Genomic DNA, 18,447 nt, shown 5'->3' on the forward strand with positions numbered 1-18,447 from the left:
CGGAGCGACTTAGAAGAAGGACGTGCCTCATGCTCAGCCTGCAGGACATAGACAACATCGTCCTCAACGGAGGCATCGTCCTGGACATGGCCGGGGAGAAAATAGGCTCCGTGGAACAGGTCTTCACCAGCGGCGATTCCGGGGAGCCGGTCTTCGTCACCGTACGGACGGGCCTGTTCGGCATGTCAGAATCCTTCGCCCCGCTCTCCGGCGCCAGCCTCGAGGAATCCAGGATCAGGATCGCCTTCGCCAAAGACACAGTGAAGAACGGCCCTCGGATCGACAGCGACCGCGGCGCCATCACGGAGACGCAGGAGCAGGAGCTCTACAGCTACTACGGGCTCGACACCGGCGCATCCAATGAAGAATCCTCCACAGGATCAAGGCCGGACGACTCAACGGCGGCAGCCGGGGACGCAATGCCAACCCAAACTACGGCCGATGCCGTGGGCGAGGAAGGACGGATCGAGGCCGCCCGGCTGCCGGCTCCAGGGCAACGGCCCCCGCATCCCCTGCCCCACGGCGGGCCGCCGCCCCCGCCGCCACACCTCCACAAACATGTGCCCCCGCGCCCGCATCCCGGCCCTCACCCTCCGCACCAGCCACCGCACGGCCAGGGAAAACCGGGTCCCATTCAATAGTCGCGGCCGGTCGCCTATGGTCGAGTGCAGCAAAGGTGTGGAAACCGATCGCGAGATGAGAGCGTGGCGGAGTGCGTGCTGCCTCCCGAAGTCGGCTGATTACCGCCGCATCTTGCGGCCCTGGACCGATTTCTGATCCTGCTGGCCAGCGTTTTTCGGGCTGTGCCTTGTCCTTGGTCAGTCCTGACTTGCGGTTCGGAGAACAGATTCACGGTGGAGGCGTACCGGCGTCTGCCGCCTCGAGCGGTTGGAACGCCCTCAGATGTCAAGGCGTTACGGCCACGTGGTTTATCTCGGTGTGCACCATCGAACACTGAGTGAAGGCCGGGGGCTTTATTCCGCGGCCCGCCCTAGGGTGCCGAGTCACTCGGGGAACTGCGAGGATTTCCTGATGAGGTTTCCACCCCCCCAAATTGGTGGCCTGGGCAACTTTAATCGCAAGGTTCCGGACTTTTCCCAAGGGCCAGACGGTATCTGATCCACGGAGGAGGTGTTCTGACATGACGGGCGAACCGGGCGACGATTTCCCTGTATTGGACGACGGCGCCCTTCAGGATCTCAAAGACGATGCAGGCGAAGCTGCTGCCCAGGCATTTATTGAGGACTACCTGCTGCTGTTGCTTGCCAGGGGATTGAAGATTTTCAAGACCCTTAGACGCGGCGATCCAGCTGAGAGACTCGACGCCGTGCTCAGCCTCCGCGCCAGTTCCGAGATGGTTGGCGCGGTCCGGCTCGCAGCCTACTGCTGCGACATTGAAAAGGCACTGAAGAACGGCCAGAGCCCCGATGTGGGGAGTGTACAAAAAGAGCTGTCCACCCAGATCTGCAACGTCATCCGGGAAGCCTCCCTGCGCGGTCACTTCCCGCCGAAACGCCGCCGGTTCTAGAGCCCGGAGCCAGTGGGGCGGGACAGAGAGCCGTGGCCGAGTAGCCGCCCTGCGCGCGCTATCCCGCTGGCCCCTAAGCTACGGTTCCCGTTCCTTGGGCACAAGAGCAAGAGCAGCTGAGGGTAAGTAAGACCGGCGGCGGACTGGGTGTCCACATGGGGTGGGGAGACCATTGGATCCTCCGCTGTCGGCCTGCACTGGGAGTACGCGGGACGGTCTCCATTAGCTGGTGTGAGCCGTCCAGCTTGGCCGCGGAAGGCCTCAGTCGGGCTTCCCTACCCGGCCCGGAAGACCCTTTCATCGCAAATTGGTATCCACTACCGCGTAGATTTTATTATTCAGCGTTGTATTCTTCTCGTTGTGGCCGTTGAGAGGACTGTGCGGCTAAGGCAACGTATCGGGTTCAGCCGGTCCACGTACCCATAAAAGGAAATATCGGATGCCCCGGGACGAACGAGAGTCCATTTTCCAGCACACACCGGCGAGGAGCCGTCAGCGGATCCGGAGTTAGGTGCAGGAGGAGGAAATGCAGACTGTGGAAGACACCATTGAGGTGGCTGTTCCCGTGCGCGAAGCGTATGAGCAGTGGTCGGAGTTTGAATCCTTTCCTCAGTTCATGTCGGGGATTGAATCGGTGACGCGGGTCAGTGACAGGATCACCCATTGGGTGACGAACATCGGAGGCGCGGAACGGGAGTTCGATGCCGAGACCATAGAAGACCGGGTGGACGAGCGAATCGCCTGGCGCAGCACTGACGGTATATCCCACGCCGGAGCCGTCTCGTTCACGCAACTAAACCCCGAAAGCACCCGCGTCTGGGTCCGGTTGGAATGGTCCCCGGAAACCTTCGCTGAGAGAACGGGGGCAGCCCTGGGATTCGACACCATGCAGGTCAGGGCAGACCTGCTCAGGTTCAAGGAATTTGTCGAATTGCGGGATGATGCTGGCACGGACGCTTGAGGCAGAGAAACATCTGTGGCCAGTGCCGGCGACCCCCTACGCTGGCGCGGCTCACCCTCCTGGTCCCAGTTTCCAGGAACGATCCGCTCCGGCGCCGGAGTCCTTGCGCATGCGGGAGTTCAGTCTGCGGGGTGGGCAAGTGCCGCCAAATCCTCATCACGATGTGAAGGCGGCGAGGGGCTTTTCCGTGGCGTCTGCCGACCGGGGAAGGTCCCCCTGCACTAAGCTTTCCGATGCCTAGTTCGTCGTTCAATGCGGGATGGCATGGGTGAGATTCCGGTTTTTCCCCGGCTTCTTTGCCTCGGCATCCTGTCGGCGGTATCGGGGGTGTCCCTATGCTTTTGGTCAAGCGGCCTGGGCGGGTTTCTCGTCGTATAGGGTGCCGTGTCTGAGCATTAAGTAAATGACGTCGCAGCGGCGCCGGGCCAGGCAGATGACGGCGGCGTTGTGGTTCTTCCCCTTTGCCCGTTCTTTGGTAGTGGGGCTTTGACGCGGGGTGGTGGCAGCTGGCGATCCAGGCGGATCTAAACAGGGCGTTCTTGAGCTGTTTGTTCCCCGAGCGGGCGGGGAATTCACCGCGGATCGAGGTCCCGCCGTGTCACCCGGACAATGCCGGCATAGGCCGCGAGGTGTCCGGGAGAGGTGAAGGTGCCGGCGTCGCCGCTGGTCAGGAGTATCGTCGCTGCGGTCGTGATGCCGTGGAAGCGCAGTGCAGAAACCGCCCGAGTGGTCCTTACTGGATATTCGGGTCGGGGCAGGAGTCACGCCTGGCGTCGGTTCTGTTCCGAAGGAAACAGGACGCTGCAAGGACCTGGGGCGGTCAACCTGTAGCCTTTGCTGTAGCCGGAGCGCGCGGTTGGGGCGTGTGCGTTGATTAGGGGATCAGACGATCAAAGAGCTCGTGGTTGTCGTCATCGAGGCACTATCGATAGGGGTGCACGACCGCGGGGTGCTCGGAATGTCGGGATGCCTCATGCAAGCAGCTGATTAGGCGGACCGGCTGCGCAATTACTTGCGGGGTGCACTGGGATGATGGCTTCGGCAACCGAGGCGGCGATCGCGTCCTCCCAATGGCTCGGTATCCCAATAGCGGTTGCCGGGGCGGTGCTGCTGTCTCTAGGTACCTTGTTCCAGCACCGGGGTGTCAGCCGGGCCGGATGGCAGCAGGGTGTGGCCGGTGGAAGCCTTTCGCGGCTGGTGTTCCGGCCGGCGTGGCTCGGAGGGACCCTGATGCTCGGGGCGGCTATTGCTTTGCAGCTTACAAGTCTGCGCTTTTCGCCCCTCATCGTGGTTCAGCCCATCGGCGCGCTGGCCCTGGTCGTAACCACCCTTGTCACCGCCCACATCAGTGGCCGTCGGCCGGGCCGGCGCGCATTGACGGCGGTTATCCTGTGTGTCGGAGGGGTCGGCGCGTTCGTGATTGTCGCGGCCGTCTGGGCCACGGACGTGCAGATCAGTGACGGACAGCTCCTATCGATCCTTGCCCTGCTTGGCTTCACGCTGGCGGTGATTGTTCCGGTGTTCACATCACTGCGCCGGCGGGTGAACGCCGTCTCCTACACCGCAGGGGCCCGGGTTCTCTTCGGGTTCGTCGCCGCCTTGGCCAAGACCGTGATCGCCAGGATCTTCGAAGGTCATTTCGAGTGGCTTTCCCTGGCCAGCCTCACTGGGCTGGTGGTCGCTGCCGTCTTTGGTTCGTATCTGGTCCAGAGCGCCCATTCCAGAGGAAGCGCCGAACTCGTCGTGGCCGGACTGACCGTCATCGACCCGCTGGTCGCGGTGACCATCGGCATCACCGTCCTGGGCGAGGCCGGCACCGCTCCGCCGGTGGCGGTTGCCGCTTTCATCCTCGCCGGCGTCTTCGCCGTGGCAGGTGTCCTCCTGCTCTCGACTGTCCGGGACAAACCACACACGCGGCCAGGCCGGTTGCCCCCTGCCGGCTGAAGGGTGCAGTTCACCGGCGCCGGCCCCGAAATCCCCGTCCGCTGGGGGCACAGACGAAATTGCTGTCCCAGGACGCGCCGGCCGGATCGGCGGCAGTTACGCCATGTGCTCCTTCGAGCTACTCAAGCACGGCCTTGGCCAGCGGGAACTCCGTGACCGCCCCGAATCTGGATCCACCGGCGCAGCTGCTGAAAGAGCCGTTCTGAGGAGCCAGGTTCGTAGCCACCGGGGCTGGCGCGGCCTACCCTTGGGTCCTGCGGGTGTCAGGAGCCCGGTATGGAGATCGTCGAAGGAGACACCCGTGGCAACAGGCACCGTGAAGCGGTCATCGGCCCGCCTTCCGGGGCTTGTTCATCCTGCGAGGTAACCGGCCCGCACCCGGAAGATGCCCCTGTAGCGACAGCGGGAACGGATTCGCCCGTCCGGCTCCTGGGTGTGAGGGTTGGGTCCGGGGCATCTGGGGGAGTGCGTCCGGCCCCGACCGTCCCGGCGGTGACGGGCGCTCAGACCTCAGCACCGGGACACCTGCGAGGGTCATTGACGGAGGTTAGGAAAAGCCGGGCTTCCACCCCTGAACAGGGCACCTTGCGATGCCGAAAATTTAAGAGATCCCCGCTGACGCTGGCCAGCGGCCAGAGAATTTACGGGCGGGTACTGAATTCTGGGGGTAAGTTAAGGGGCCCGGACATGTGGCGTGGTTCACACATTAGCTGCCTTGGTGCTCGGTCAGTTGCCCCGGGGTTTTCATACCCTTTTGGGCGGACAGCCGACGCAGCGTCAGCAGACCGTCGGGGCCGGGAATACAGTGCAGTGTTCCGGCCCCGACGCCGGAACACTGCACGTGCGGGCCAGCGGCCCCCGTGCAGGAGGAGATCCATGGCGGGAATGTTTGAACTCGTCACCGACGATGAGGGACTGGGCGTCAGGTTCAGGCTCACGGCCCCGGACGGGACGGTGACGGCCGTGTCCCGTTCGTTCCCCGACAAACAGGCCGCCGTGGCCGGCATCCGTGCAGTGCCAGAATACGCCGGAACGGGACACGTTACCGGACCTGTGCCCCGAAATCCCGCTCAGCGGCAAACCAACGGCACCGGTGACGACCTGCTCTGTTCTTCACGCCGGTCCGGACGTATCCTGATCCCGGCGTCCGGGGATCCCCGGATCCTGCCGTGGCCTCACCAGGAGAAGCTCATGACTATTCCGCCGTTGCCTGAACCGGATCCATTCCCTCCGGATCCCGGACCGCTGGGGCCCGATTCCCCGGACCCTACCTCTCCACAGCCACCACACCCTGATCCGGCACCAGGGCCGCTGCCCGTTCCTGACCCCGGACCGGTACCCCCGCATCCCGATCCCACCCGAGAGTTATAGCTGAGCCCGCACTTCAGGCTTGTCGAGAGAGCCGGGGCTTGTTGAGATGGCATGCTTTCCCGACGGAAGGATGATGAATGCAGAGCGGGCCTGAGACCGGACCGGCAACCGTGACCTCTACCGGCCGGGGTGAGGCGCTGGCGGTGAGGGTGCAGGCCTCCAGCACCCGTCCCGCTGACTGGCCCGGGTGCTGTCCCGGGCAGTAAGCCTGCTCATTGATCAGGTCACGGATGCGACGGGTTCTGACCCCAGCCGCGCTCCCGAGGGCTTGGAGCTGTCGGTGCATGTGACCGCTCTGCCCGAGGGCGGGGAAATCACCTTGACCTGGAACAGCTGAACCAACCCACTGGCGCCGGGACACTTCCTGAGAACCACACCCCGGGAATCCGTGGCATTCACCCTCAACCAACACCGAACCGCAGTGGGCCCTGAAAGGCGGCACCGACTGACCTGCGCATCAAGGACCACTGGAACCGGCTTTCCCCTGCCACCCGGCAATGGTTCATCGACAATCCCGGATGCGTGATGGTGCCGCGCACTCTGACGGCCAAAGTCAGCGCCGAAACCGGCGAAGACGCCAGCGCAGATCCGCACGGCGAGACCATTCTCTCCGAGGAAGACCGGATCTTCATTCGAACCATCACCCGGCAGGAAGCACCAGCAGCGGATCGTCCCGGCAGGTTGACCTGACCCTGCCGCAAGGCCCTCCTCCGCCGCAGCCAGGGTAAACGTGACCCCAAGCTCGCACGCCTGGCCGTGACCGGTTTAGCCGGTAAGGGGCGCCCGACTCCGGCCGCCCTTGGCGGGGGTGCCTTACCTCGACGGCGGGCACGCTGGACGTGTGCGCAGACTTCGCCAGAAGATGATGGTGATGAGGCGCTCCGGCGACCGCACATGCTCCGGTAATCAGGGTCTGGCTCTGCGCCGGTTTTCCGCTTGATAGGTTTTGGCCTGGCGGGCATGCCGGTCCAGCCGGGCACGGCCGGACCGGCTTGCCCCAGCGGCCTGTTCTTTGCCCGCCGCGAGCCTGCTGACTGCCTGGTTTCTCAGGGCGTCGGCCCTCTTTTTGGCCTGTGCTTTGCTATCGAGTTGCGTGGTGAGGGCTTCGACGGTTTCGCCGAGCTCTTCCCGGGTCTGTTCGATGTCGTGCTTGATGTCCTCGATTCCGGCGTCCCCTGGACGGTTCCGGGTTGGGAGGGGGTGCGCCGAACGTGCCAGGTGCCGTCGTGGCAGTTTCTGGCTGGGCCGGGTCGCTCCGTTTCACAACGGCGGCGGCTGACGGAGCTGAGGGCTGTGGGTTGAACCAGCCGTCCTGGCTGGCGGACCTGGGAGGACGGCTGCGGTACGGTAGGTGCGCGACGCGCACCCTGGTCCACGCGGCGTTCCTCCGCCACGAATTTATCGTGCAACAGGCAACCGGGGCCTCTGCTACTGATGAGCCGCCTCCGGTTGAAGCATCCAGCTTTGCTGAACGTCGCGTTTTCTTGTGCTGGATCAGTTCGTCCCCAGTGTTGGGCAACCGAAAGTGCACTTACTGTTCCGCCCTGTGAATGCTACCGTGAATATCCCACCGGAAGCCGGAGCCAGGAGGCGAACCTAGGCATGGATGAGGGAGGGAAAGACCCCCGCGAAGACGATTCCACCAGCGAACAGAAGCTGACGGGCACTGAGGGCCGCGGCCCGGATGGCAGCATTCCCGGTTCGGCGGGCGGTGTGGGGATCGGCGCGGGCACAGAGCCCAACACTTTCGAACCTGAAGATGATCCGGACGCAACCGCCGATGCCGCAGAGGACATCGAAGATTCCTCCCCGGGGACCTCTGAGCCCGGGAGCGTCTGAATAACGGTGGACACCGGGTTGGCCTGACACGCCGGCGCGGTGCGTGGCGGGGACGACTGATCATGACCGAAACCATGGATCCCATGGCGACCGCAATGAATCAGCAAGAGCAGTGCAGCAAGCTCCCTGACGCGGACCAGGGAGCAGGGCATCGACTTCATGGCCCGGACGGGCTGTTGACCCTATGACCCTGTTGACGAAAAACGACCTGGAGACCGCGGATCGTTTGCCTCTCGACCGGGGCGCTCTATGGGAGGACGATTAAGGAGCACCGTTCAAGCTAGGAGGTCAGTGATGTGCGGTTCGTATGGCAAGGAGTTCCGTCGCGACGCCACGAAAGACGCCACACGGGAAACCGGCCAGCGCCGGGAGCGCCGGGTGGAAGCGAAGGACTTCAAGTTCTGGGCCTTCCCATGGCGCCGCAGGGAGTTCACGGTCCAGGAACCCGAGAAAGCTCCTGACAGGACCGGCGAGAAGGTCTAGTTCAACAATAGGAAGAAGGGCAGCTGAAATAGTTGTCCTTCTTTCTTGACTGTCCGGGCTACCGCCCGAGCAAACGTCCCGGAATGTTGCTCACACCTCATTGTGGGGTCGGGGAGTACCACGTATTTGGGGGGGAGATCCCGTTTTTTCGTATGGCCGTCAGGCGAGACTGAACTCGTCCTGGCTGGAGCTTGAGGCTGCAAACCCGAAGCTCCGGATGGCCGGGTGCGGCGCACTCCCCCCAGCAGCTTCGGACCCGGCAACACCCCTCCGCTCGAGGGCGGCACTCCGGGGTCTGTCAATTATTCGGTGTAACTGGGGTTGTTGCTTTTTCTAGTTCCTACCTGCGGTCAGGCGTCCGTCGAAGGTGATTGGAAGGCGTTCAGGGCGGCCTTCCAGCGGTTGCTCCAGCGTCTTCGGCCTTTGCCGGTGGGGTCCAGGCTCATGATCGCGAGGTAGATGCACTTCAGCGCCGCTTGTTCGGTGGGGAAATGTCCGCGGGCGTTCACCGCCCGGCGGATCCGGGCGTTGATGCTCTCGATTGCATGAAGCGGTCGCCCCGGTGCCGGTGCGAGAAGGTGCTGGACAATTCGACCCGCTAAATGGCTGCCTGCCAAGAACTTCGGACCTATTATGGCCGAGATCGGACAGCAGGCCAGGCCCGTCCTCTCCAACCAACAGAAACGGAGGCGCAATATGTCCGGGTACTTCGAAATTATCGATGCCCCTGATGGAGGATTCCGCGCTCGGCTCCGAGGGCCGTCGGGCGAACTCCTGGCCGTGTCAGAGATCTTTCCGACGAAGCGTCAGGCGGCGGCCGGCATAGGTCTCATTAGGGAGGTTGCCGGGACCGGCCTCATCCGGGACATGTCCTCAGGGCATCGCGGGGAGCCGTTCCGGCGTAGGCTTCGGCTCCTTCGGGCACAATCCGGTCACACCGGGGTTGGCCACCTTCGGACGCATCCAGATCCTGAGGTCAGCGGCACCGCCCCCGCCAGGACGACTTTGCAACGGGCCGGTTCACGCCGCTGGCATTCTGTCACCTGACGCCCAGTGGCGCAGCAGGGTGCTATTTCGATGAGAAAGCCGGCCAGGCTTTAGTCCGGTCTGGCCTTCGCTTATTGAGAACTGGGCGCGCCTCAGCGACCATCTACTCAGAGGTGAGCGCTGTGGGGCTTGCCGCTTATTCGTCTGACACCCCGAGGAGAAATTAGCCCTCTGTGGTCCGCTTACGATGACGCTGATTCGGCCGCTGGGCTTGATCACGGCGAAGCCGGCGCCTTGGATGGCGGCGGCGATGAGGATCTCTTTCAGGTCGTAGCCGCAGATAGGGGTCTGGGGGCCTCGTTCCGGTCCCCTGGCGCGGCGTGCTTCCAGACCTGTTTAAAAGACCTGCCCGGTAATGATGCCTCCGGCCCGCCTGGGGCCAGGCCGATGGGGCGGTACACGATTTTCGCTGGTCTGGTGGTCTCTTTGTGGGTCATGACATCCCTCCGGGGCAACAGGCGTCGGGTCATCGCGGGCAGCATTGCCGCGGTGGCTTGCAAAACTAAGGCGTTCGAATGACCGAATCTGTTGGAGCTGACGGGTTTAGGGTTACGCCTTAAGCTGGAGCTCCGGGCATATCACCCTGTTGGATTCAAGCCAGAACAGCAGCAGGTCTGTGTCCTTGGCTCGTGGTTCCAGTGCCTTCGCACCCTCCAGGAACTTGGTTGAATCAGCTTTGAGGTCCATGTACATGCAGGAAAGCAGTCCGAGGCGGGCGATCCGGCCATCTGGAAGCTTCGCCGAGCCGCCCCTGCCCAGAGTTCCCAGCCGGTCCGAATTCACGAATCCTTCCAGCTTGTCACCCCATTTATCAAAGGCTTCCGTGACTCCCTTATCGCAGGCGTTCACGGACAGGTCGGAGCAGGCGTATTTCTTGCCGTTGATTTGAATGGTTTTGGGATCCGAATGTGGTCTGGTGGCCACGGGAGAATCAGTAGGTGTTCCTGTTCCGGTTTCTGTACTGGGCGCTGGTTCTGTTCCCGTGGCCGTCGCGGACTCTGTTCCGGTGGCCGTCGTTGACTCGGTTCCCGTGGCGGTAGCGGACTCTGTAGCGGTCGTCTCGGGCGTCGGCGTTGATGTTTCGGTGGAGGTGTTTGTTTCGGGTGCCGTGGGCAGGAGTCCTGGCTCGGTCTGTGACTGGCTGGGTGTCACTGTCACTGTCTGGGTGGCAGTGGTGGCGGGAGCGGCAAATGGGCCGCCGCCGCAGGCTGAGAGGACTGGAAGAAGGCAAAGCCCGATAAGGACAGGTGATCGTTTTTTCTGCATGACGTTGTTCCGACGGTTGTTGTGGCCGGTTGGGGCGAGCGGCCGTAAGCGTTGATGCGCTACGGTTCCGCGTTGAAACGAGAAGCTGAAACAAACAAGGGGGGGTGTTCCTGATTACGAGTTCAGGCAGCTGACTCATCCTCGTGTCGCTGCCTTGCAGCCTTCACCGCACCTTCCTACCGGGGGCGGGAATAACCCGATGAGCCATCAAAGTACGCCCGGTCATTGGGGGTGTCAAGAACTCCTGGCCGGAACTGAAACGCCGCCCGCCAGAGTGCTCAGCGCCGTCATGACGGAGGCGTAAGTTAGCTCCCAGCACGGCCTCCCGGTCCCGCAGCAAGGGCGCCCCCGTTCAGCTGATCAAAGGGCATTGGATAGACACGTGATGGCAGGATGAAGGCATGGACATCGTTGATTTCCTCGAAGCACGAATCAGTGAAGACGAAGCCGTCGCCAGGGCGGCGTCCCCCGCACCCTGGGAGTGGTTTACCAAAGACGGAAATCCCGCCCCTGCTCTTTACGGCGCGGACGAACAGACCGTGCTCGATGCGTACTCTGGCCACGCGCCGGGATATCTGTCCTGCAAAGCCGAAGACCGCGTCTATATCGCGCAGTTCAACCCGGGCCGCATCCTCGCTGAATGCGCTGCGAAACGGCAGATGCTTGCCAATGTCCCGCTCGTAGTCACCGACATGGCCAGCGAGGTCGGCGCAACCAGTGAATTCGTCCTCATGTGCATGGCGTCCCCATACAGGGACCACCCCGACTACCAAGACGGCTGGGCAATCGAACTCTGAAGCCGATACGCTTCAGCGTTACTACGAATTTCTTGGAAGGCGCCGAAGATGCTGCAGCGGTTGCCGCCTTGTCGTGCTGCAGGCCGCTTATGGCCAGCGCCGAGAAACTCGTTCGCTCCATAGCCGGCCGCGATGACGAAACGCTGCAGAGCCGTCCGAGGCCCAGGGTGGTCCCGCGGTCACTGTCCTCGTCCGTGGCCAGTGACTGCCCTGCCGCCACAACCTTCCCGGCCGATGGGCGGAACTATTGCCATCCGCCGTCCAGCTCCAGGCTGCCAGGTCACCGCCTCGAAGCGGGATGTCCGTGCGGTGTCCAGCACCCCGTCCGGTACGGCTGGAAGCTTGCCGTCGGGTGTGTACGCGTCCGACTCCGGGCTGTTGGCGGCCCCGTATACGATGATGAACACGCCGCTGGCCGGCGTCAGTTCCGGACGTGCCCAGGGCGCCGGCGTCGCCGGGGCCAACTCACCTGGGCCGGGAGAGCGTCAGCGGGGTGCCGCAGGCAGAACTCCGCCAAGCTGCTGCTGATGCGCAGCGTAGACGCTTCCGACACCAGCGTCACCACGATCGCCAGCCGCGGCCTGGACGTGGTGGCACGCCTTATCCGGCGTCGAAGCTTTCGTCATCGTCATTGGGCGATTTCTCCTGTGGAAGGTCGTTGCCGCTGCCGTCCGGAATGGCTGCGGCATCCTGACCTGATTCCGACGAGACGGGCGCCGATTCCTCGGAATCGCCGCCTGGGATCATCTCCGATTCAGCCCGGTGGTCTTCCTGCGTCATGCTTCCTCCTGCTGTGGATTTGCTGATATCGCTTCCTGATCTGAACGGTTCGGTCTGCCATAGGAGCTCGGTCCGCGGCATCAAACAATAATCAGCAAACTTACCAAATGTTGTTGACCGCGCAACAGGAGGCCTCGCCCCTTGGGGCCGTGAAACGCGCTCTACCCGGAGCGGTACGCGTTCCCAATCGTGCCACGGCAGAAAGAAAATCCTGTCTTTGCGCCGCGGTATGGGATTCCTGCCTGCGCTTTCCACGTGCTTCGGCAGGGCGAACCGATTGCTCGGCGCAAGGAGACTTCTTCGCCGTGAAGAGCTGCCATGGCCGAAGACGGCGACAAGGGAATAGTCCAGGCGGAATACGAATTCTGCGGGGACATATGCGCCCGTAATGGACGAGCTCCGGCCCGGCCGACGGGAGTAGGTCACCTTCGGCCGTGCAGCTGGGAGGACCTGTTTTTCGCCACACTCGGGCCGATTCCAGAACGCCGATAACCGGCCTTTCGTCAACCTGAGGCCGGCGTTGGACCAGATTCTCGAGGTCAGCGGGGTCCAAATTTCCTGCAGGACACCACAACCAGCATCACTTTGGCGGACGAATTGGGCTGGCGGGGTTGATCACGTCATCAGGATCAACGAAGTCGTAGCTGCGTCGTTTTTTTAATGCATATACCTCGTCGGGATCCTTCGTCAAATGCCGCTGTCTGACAATGCCATCGTTCAGCTCCTGCTTCAGCCAGGACGGATCTGGCGGGCCGTTTCTTATGGGACTTACATCTGCGACGCGGGGATAAAGCGCCTGAGCCGACATAAGCAATGTTTCTATGCGTCTTGTTCGTCGTTCATCGTATGGCCGTGCCAAGCCCTGATACTTTATACGCAAAGCAAGATCTATGGCGAAGGCCAGATCCATGTCGCCCGCCGCGCCGCGATGGTAACCAATCTCTCTTTCGAAGCGTTCAAGAACCTGCTCACATTCGCCGGATTTCAGCGGCGCCGACCATACTACCCCCCAACTGACACTGGAAGATGACAACAGATCCTCACGAAAGGTCTCGGTGGAATCTTCGAGTAGAATTCTTACGACATGCCATGTAAGGTCTTCGCTCGGCCCTATTGACTGCGAAGCGAGAATAAGGTTGCTGGACAGCTTCCATGTCTGCGGCTTTTTATTTAGCATCGATAACGTAAGGTTTTGAGCTTCTTCTTCCAAGCCGTAGGGGATGGACCGCTCAAAAATGTTCTCCACAGCGCTTATGTTCGCGAGCGGATTTGCAGAGCTCTCCCGATGTGCCTCATCGATCATCATCTTGCTGACAAATAAGGGGGCGGCATTGTCCCGTCCCCCGTCAGCCGTCTCTACTTTGTTAGCCAAGGTGGCAAGGAGGGCGCCGGTCGAGGTGATTGGGGCAAAACCTGTTCCTGCCCGGTTTGACCATGGCGACCCTAGCCCGCCTTCGCTGTCCGGGGGATCCAAAACAATAGTCTTGAGGCCCGCGGCCTCGTATAAGGCCTCCAGGACAGGGTTCGATTTCAACCGAAGTATGTAGGATTGACGGCGGTCCGCCGCCGGTATGTCCATCATCATCTGATTGAGTTTGAACCAAATAATGCGGATATTAATATCCCGAAAGCTATATCCCATGAAAAGCACGGAACGGCCAAGAAGATCAGCCCGAAACTTGATGTCCATTGGTGAATCGAAGTCGAGCCGCTTGTAATACGAGGATTCCGTTAGTACTAGCGTGTCCTCGTGACGTAGATCGCCGTGATACTTAACAATCTGGGTGGCAGTACCTGACGCCTCTGATACATCTCGGCCCAGTGCGATAGCCCGGTACGGTACCCCTAGGCGCCTGTATGAATCTTCTATAAGCTCATCATAGTTTGTGGTGTAAATCTGAGGGGCCTTTAGATTCACTAGCTCCACGTGACTAGTTGATCTAGTGATATCACCTGTATGGTGAAGGTTTTTTGCAATAAAATGCCGGAGCGGGCCAATTTTTTTATTGGACTTGAGGTAAAGATACTCAGCGATTTGCAAGTGGTCGTCATTAGCGTAATTGGCTATCTCTTCATACGTCAATGATGGTTCAACTTCAGCCGCAATCTGGCGCAGCAACGAGTCCCAGTCTGGAAGGCCTATCGGCGCGGAGAAACCTGCACCAATGAAGGGAATAAGGCGTCGTTCTGTGGCTGCAGCAATAAGATCACTGGGAATTTCCACATCGAGCCCTGTTCGCTTATGACTTACGTATGGGCAGGCTATCACGGCATGGAAGTTGCCGGCGTCTTTTTACATGCGGAAGCCAAGGGGGATTAACGTGGAAGATGTCCGGGATGCGGTTTCCGATCAGGAGATGCCCATCTTGTCCCCAAGGTAGTTTCCAAGGGCTACCTCGATGGCGATCAGATGCTGGGTCTGCGAAGCGATCATCTCGGGTGTGATGTTGTCCGCCATCTCATAACCAGGCGACTGTGACGACTTATCGTGGTGGCGCTTCATAACCATTGCAACTGTGTCCGAGAGGAATGACCACTCACCGTGCATAAATAGGTTCCTCGTCTTCGTCAACTCGTCGAGGGCATCGCACATTTCCTGGAAGTTCGGAGAATCAAAGCACTCACGGAGCGCTGCTATCCACTGTTTACCGCTACGGCTCCAGTCGCCCTTCATCATTTCGGCATAGCCGTGATGCACGACGATCAACTCGCCAGCTACGCCTTCCACGTCCGCGAATACGAATGCGAACCTGCCAAGCTCCGCACAAAATCGTGGCGGATACCAACCCCAGCCCTTCGTCTTCGTCATGGAAATGAAGGTTAGCTGGTCCACCCAACGAGACTGGAACCGGGACTGGGGGCCAGAGGACGCCGGTGACAAACGCCCAGCCCCATAGGTAAGACGCGACTACACCCGCAGTTAGATGCGGGATTCTCTCGTCTAGTGGCAGCCCACTTGAAACGCCGATAACAGCGATTCTGTAAAGCCGAGCAGTCATTATCGCTTCTGATGCAATGGTTGGTCTCGGCTTGGCCGCAACCCCTTTACGGTGGGACTGTTGGGACGAGTGGAAGGGTCTACCTGCGGGAACACCGGACAGGCTGCGCCGAGGTACCTCTTGAGCCTTTTGAGGCAAAGCCCCGTTAAGTGCACTTGCCCTTCGTGTCGCTCTTAGCAGGCGCGCGGAGCCATCCCAGTGGACCCTCGGACGGTGAGATGCGTGGGCATGAGCGAGCGGTTACGGGTGCCGCCGCCACCCCGTGGATTCAGTTGGGCGAGCAGCATGGACACGGCTACACGGCCTGCCTGTTCGATTGGGGAAGCCATGGTGGTCAGCGGGGGATTGCAAAAGTCCGCGCCGAAGATGTCGTCGCAGCCCACAACACTCATGTCTTCCGGTACCCGGATGCCGCGTTCGCGCAGGCGCTGAAGCATGCCGATGGCGATAAGGTCATTGAAGGCGATGCAGGCTGTAACACCGGAGTGGACCGCTGCGTCCGCGGCGGCAGCGCCCGATTGGGTTTTGGGGGCGAACGGACCGAGCCTGCGCACATCCACCCCACGTTCCTCGGCAGCTGCAGCGAGTGCGTCCCAGCGCAGTGTGCTGGACTGGGAGGTAACCGGGCCGGCGACGTAGGCAATGCGGCTGTGCCCCAGTGAGATCAGGTGATCCAACGCCTGGCTCGTTGCGGAGGGAGTATCTATGACCACGGCGGGTACGCCGGGTACGTCGCGGTTGATCGCTACGATGGGAATTTTGGCCGCCGCGGAAAGCAGGGCCTCGTCGCTGAGTCTGGAGGCCGTGACGATGATTCCGTCCGCGCCTTTGCGCAGCTGTTCCATGCTGCTGGCCTCTACTTCGTCCGATTCCTCGGTGTCCACGAGGAGTTGGGTGTAACCCGCTGCCTTGAGCTGTAGCTGGGTTCCTCTGATGAGGTCAAAGTAGAACGGGTTGGTGATGTCCGGGACCAGGACGCCCACCGCTCCGGTCCGGCCCGAGCTCAGTGCCTTGGCTTGGATGTTCGGTATGTAGTTCAGTTCGGTGGCTACCGCTTCGATGCGGGCGCGGGTGCGGATATTGACGCGCTCCGGAGTGGAGAGCGCACGTGAGACGGTTGAGGCGGCCACCCCGCAGATAGCAGCGATGTCGTGGATGGTGGCAGGACGGTCGGTTCCGGCTGCTTTCATCGCCATAGCGTTCCCCTCTGAACGGCGTCACAGGTCTTTGTGACCATTGCCACAGCCACATACAACTCAGAGTGCCACAAAACCTACGCGCTTGGCAACCGGTTGTCAGATGCATGCAGAATGTCTAGACTCAGTCACGATCTTTGTGAACCGAATCACCGCGCGTCGAGCAGATCCATATTGTCCTCGTCGCCCCGTCAAAGGAGACCTGCGTGAGCGCACCATCTAACGAAGCAACTACCGTTTCCTGGCCCCTTTCGGGCTTCGGCGATGAAGTGGACCCTGACCCCGCGGTCCAGGCCGCCGTCCTGCTGGCGCTCGGGGCAAGTCACATTGAAGTGCGAAGCGCTTGGGGCGTTAACGTATCGGAACTACGCACCGAACAGGTGGCCGGGCTCAAGGAAATTCTTGAAGATAAGGGCCTGAAAGTTTCGGCGGTGGCCAGCCCTATCGGCAAGGTAGACATCGGCCTTCCCGTGGAACACGAGGTTCAGCGCCTGCGCCAGATCATCTCTGTCGCCAAAGGCCTGGACACCAGGTACATCCGGATCTTCTCGTTCTACCCCGGTGAAGGTCAGGGTCCTGATGACATCCGCGACGCAGTCCTTACCCGCATGCGCGCCCTTGCAGCGGAAGCGGCCAGTGCCGGCGTTGTACTCCTGCATGAAAATGAAAAAGGCATCTACGGGGACACTCCGGAGCGCGTCCTGGACATCATGCAGTCCGTGGACTCCCCGGCACTGCGGGTCGCCTGGGACAACGCCAACTTCGTCCAGGTGGGCGTCAAGCCCTATACCGAGGGTTATGCCCTGCTGCGCCCCTACCTTGAATATCTCCAGGTCAAAGATGCCGTGCTCGCCACGGGCGAGGTGGTGCCTGCAGGTGAGGGCGACGGCGAGCTCGACGCCACTATTGCCGCCCTGAAAGCGGACGGCTTCGCCGGCTTCGCGTCCCTGGAGCCGCACTTGGCCAGCGCGCATGAGCTGGGCGGCTTTTCCGGGCCTGTAGCCTTCGGTGCCGCCGCACGCGCTTTTGCGTCCCTGGCAGCCAAGAACGGGATTGAACTTTCGTGACGGGCCTGAAGGCCGCCGTCATCGGCTGCGGAGACGTATCGACGGTGCATTTCGAGGCAATCGCAAAGCTTGAAGGCGTGCAGCTGGCGGCGGTGTGTGACTCCGATCCTGAACGGCTGGCGGCCGCGGCAGAGGCCTACGGTGTACCAGGTTTTCCCGATCACCTCAGCCTTATCGAGGCCATTCGGCCGGATGTAGTGCACGTCACCACACCTCATAACCTGCATGCCTCAATCGCTGTGGACTGCCTTGAGCAGGGCGTACACGTGGTTGTAGAGAAGCCTCTCGCGCACACGCTTCAGGAAGGCCGCCGCCTCGTGACGGCCGCCAAAGCGAGCACGGCGAAGATTGCTGTCTGCTTCCAGAACCGCTACAACTCCACCGCCCAGGCCATGCACTCCCTGCTTTCCTCCGGCGAACTGGGTGCCGTGCTGGGTGCTTCTGCTACCGTGCTGTGGCACCGCGGCCCGGAGTATTACCGCAACCGGCCATGGCGCGGCACCTGGGAAGGTGGAGGCGGCGGACTCATGATGAACCAGGCCATTCACACCGTTGATCTGCTGCAGTGGCTGGTGGGCGACGTGGTTTCGCTCTCAGGCAACGCCGCCACCAGATTCCTCGGCAGCACCATTGAAGTGGAGGACACCGCGGAATTTGTCGCCGAGCACTCCAGCGGGGCGCGCAGCGCCTTTTATGCCACCCTCGCCCACGCGGTAAACGCCCCTGTGACCATGGAGATCGTCACGGAAAGGGCAACCTTGAGCCTACGCGGGGACCTCACGGTCGCCTACGCCGACGGGCGAGTGGAAGTGGTTCCGGAGCGGGTAATGGAATCCGGCGGCCGCGCCTACTGGGGCGTTTCACATGAACTGCTGATTGCCGATTTCTACGGCCGACTGAACAAGGCAACCCCCTTCTGGATCGACCCCCAGGAGGCGGAGAAGTCACTGCGGATCGTCAAGGAAATCTACCGCCAGAGTTACCCCGACCTCCCTGAGAAAGTCTCCTGAACCCGCCTCGAAGGCAACCCGTTGCAGCGACCCACGTCTATACAAGGTTGCAGAAAATACAGGATCGGCCCTTAAAACACGTTCCGATCGACAACCGGTTGCCGAAGACGGCAATATTGCGTACCCTGAATCTCACAAGGAAGGTGTGGCGCGGGCCAC

Annotated in this window: 17 protein-coding genes and 2 pseudogenes; 11 read left to right on the forward strand and 8 right to left on the reverse strand. The window is 61.6% G+C overall.

The genetic code is table 11. The annotated features are described in order from the left end of the window. Positions 1 to 29: 29 nt before the first annotated feature. The 3 genes from J7I85_RS22240 (at position 30) to J7I85_RS22250 (ending at position 2,489) form a co-directional block, all read left to right on the forward strand. The gene (locus J7I85_RS22240) at positions 30 to 641 is read left to right on the forward strand and encodes a hypothetical protein (RefSeq protein WP_214857380.1); all 612 of its coding nucleotides are present in this window, start codon (positions 30 to 32) and stop codon (positions 639 to 641) included. A gap of 500 nt (positions 642 to 1,141) precedes the next feature. Then, the gene (locus tag J7I85_RS22245) at positions 1,142 to 1,528 is read left to right on the forward strand and encodes a hypothetical protein (RefSeq protein WP_214857382.1); all 387 of its coding nucleotides are present in this window, start codon (positions 1,142 to 1,144) and stop codon (positions 1,526 to 1,528) included. Positions 1,529 to 2,054: 526 nt separating this feature from the next. Next, positions 2,055 to 2,489 carry an SRPBCC family protein gene (locus J7I85_RS22250; protein ID WP_214857384.1) on the forward strand — a complete coding sequence of 145 codons (435 nt, stop codon included), beginning with the start codon at positions 2,055 to 2,057 and terminating at the stop codon, positions 2,487 to 2,489. Between the two features lie 345 nt (positions 2,490 to 2,834). Here the strand turns inward: J7I85_RS22250 and J7I85_RS22255 are convergent. Next, positions 2,835 to 3,187 (reverse strand): annotated as a pseudogene (locus tag J7I85_RS22255) (transposase); the annotation flags it as partial. A 331-nt stretch (positions 3,188 to 3,518) separates the two neighbouring features. Here J7I85_RS22255 and J7I85_RS22260 point away from each other — a divergent pair. Both J7I85_RS22260 and J7I85_RS22265 read left to right on the forward strand, forming a co-directional pair. Further along, positions 3,519 to 4,433, forward strand: a complete 915-nt coding sequence (locus J7I85_RS22260; protein ID WP_214857386.1) for a multidrug DMT transporter permease — start codon at positions 3,519 to 3,521, stop codon at positions 4,431 to 4,433. A gap of 1,896 nt (positions 4,434 to 6,329) precedes the next feature. Beyond that, entirely contained in the window at positions 6,330 to 6,494 is a 165-nt protein-coding gene (locus tag J7I85_RS22265) for a hypothetical protein (RefSeq protein ID WP_251024708.1), read from the forward strand. Between the two features lie 216 nt (positions 6,495 to 6,710). Here the strand turns inward: J7I85_RS22265 and J7I85_RS26060 are convergent, their stop codons facing one another. Next, on the reverse strand, positions 6,711 to 7,037 hold the full coding sequence (locus J7I85_RS26060) for a DUF3618 domain-containing protein (protein ID WP_214857470.1): 327 nt from the start codon (positions 7,035 to 7,037) through the stop codon (positions 6,711 to 6,713). A gap of 369 nt (positions 7,038 to 7,406) precedes the next feature. On the opposite strand from J7I85_RS26060, the gene J7I85_RS22275 reads away from it, so the two are divergent. Continuing rightward, complete coding sequence (locus J7I85_RS22275) at positions 7,407 to 7,643, forward strand: hypothetical protein (RefSeq protein WP_214857388.1); 237 nt, start codon at positions 7,407 to 7,409, stop codon at positions 7,641 to 7,643. 294 nt (positions 7,644 to 7,937) lie between these two features. After that, positions 7,938 to 8,126, forward strand: a complete 189-nt coding sequence (locus J7I85_RS22280) for a hypothetical protein (RefSeq protein ID WP_214857390.1) — start codon at positions 7,938 to 7,940, stop codon at positions 8,124 to 8,126. Positions 8,127 to 8,476: 350 nt separating this feature from the next. Here J7I85_RS22280 and J7I85_RS22285 read toward each other — a convergent pair. Next, a pseudogene (locus tag J7I85_RS22285) lies at positions 8,477 to 8,674 on the reverse strand (transposase); the annotation flags it as partial. A 148-nt stretch (positions 8,675 to 8,822) separates the two neighbouring features. Here J7I85_RS22285 and J7I85_RS25835 point away from each other — a divergent pair. After that, positions 8,823 to 9,173, forward strand: a complete 351-nt coding sequence (locus J7I85_RS25835; protein ID WP_214857392.1) for a DUF1508 domain-containing protein — start codon at positions 8,823 to 8,825, stop codon at positions 9,171 to 9,173. 549 nt (positions 9,174 to 9,722) lie between these two features. Here J7I85_RS25835 and J7I85_RS22295 read toward each other — a convergent pair. After that, complete coding sequence (locus tag J7I85_RS22295; protein WP_214857394.1) at positions 9,723 to 10,325, reverse strand: hypothetical protein; 603 nt, start codon at positions 10,323 to 10,325, stop codon at positions 9,723 to 9,725. Positions 10,326 to 10,840: 515 nt separating this feature from the next. Here J7I85_RS22295 and J7I85_RS22300 point away from each other — a divergent pair. Further along, complete coding sequence (locus J7I85_RS22300; protein WP_214857397.1) at positions 10,841 to 11,236, forward strand: DUF6221 family protein; 396 nt, start codon at positions 10,841 to 10,843, stop codon at positions 11,234 to 11,236. A gap of 600 nt (positions 11,237 to 11,836) precedes the next feature. Here the strand turns inward: J7I85_RS22300 and J7I85_RS22305 are convergent. From J7I85_RS22305 to J7I85_RS22320, 4 genes are all read right to left on the reverse strand, one after another. Then, positions 11,837 to 12,016, reverse strand: coding sequence for a hypothetical protein (locus tag J7I85_RS22305; protein ID WP_214857496.1), 180 nt, complete (start codon positions 12,014 to 12,016; stop codon positions 11,837 to 11,839). A gap of 580 nt (positions 12,017 to 12,596) precedes the next feature. Further along, a complete protein-coding gene (locus J7I85_RS22310) occupies positions 12,597 to 14,240 on the reverse strand; it encodes an SIR2 family protein (protein ID WP_214857399.1) in 1,644 nt (547 codons plus the stop codon). 126 nt (positions 14,241 to 14,366) lie between these two features. Further along, complete coding sequence (locus J7I85_RS22315) at positions 14,367 to 14,849, reverse strand: hypothetical protein (RefSeq protein ID WP_214857401.1); 483 nt, start codon at positions 14,847 to 14,849, stop codon at positions 14,367 to 14,369. 339 nt (positions 14,850 to 15,188) lie between these two features. Further along, complete coding sequence (locus tag J7I85_RS22320) at positions 15,189 to 16,205, reverse strand: LacI family DNA-binding transcriptional regulator (RefSeq protein WP_214857472.1); 1,017 nt, start codon at positions 16,203 to 16,205, stop codon at positions 15,189 to 15,191. A gap of 212 nt (positions 16,206 to 16,417) precedes the next feature. Between J7I85_RS22320 and J7I85_RS22325 the strand changes: the two genes are divergently transcribed. Both J7I85_RS22325 and J7I85_RS22330 read left to right on the forward strand, forming a co-directional pair. Then, complete coding sequence (locus tag J7I85_RS22325) at positions 16,418 to 17,278, forward strand: sugar phosphate isomerase/epimerase (RefSeq protein WP_214857402.1); 861 nt, start codon at positions 16,418 to 16,420, stop codon at positions 17,276 to 17,278. Then, positions 17,275 to 18,288 carry a Gfo/Idh/MocA family protein gene (locus J7I85_RS22330; protein ID WP_214857410.1) on the forward strand — a complete coding sequence of 338 codons (1,014 nt, stop codon included), beginning with the start codon at positions 17,275 to 17,277 and terminating at the stop codon, positions 18,286 to 18,288. Before J7I85_RS22325 ends, J7I85_RS22330 begins: the two co-directional genes overlap by 4 nt. The last annotated feature ends 159 nt before the right edge of the window (positions 18,289 to 18,447 follow it).

Origin of the sequence: Arthrobacter sp. ISL-65 (assembly GCF_018613795.1) — a bacterium.
Classification (GTDB): domain Bacteria; phylum Actinomycetota; class Actinomycetes; order Actinomycetales; family Micrococcaceae; genus Arthrobacter.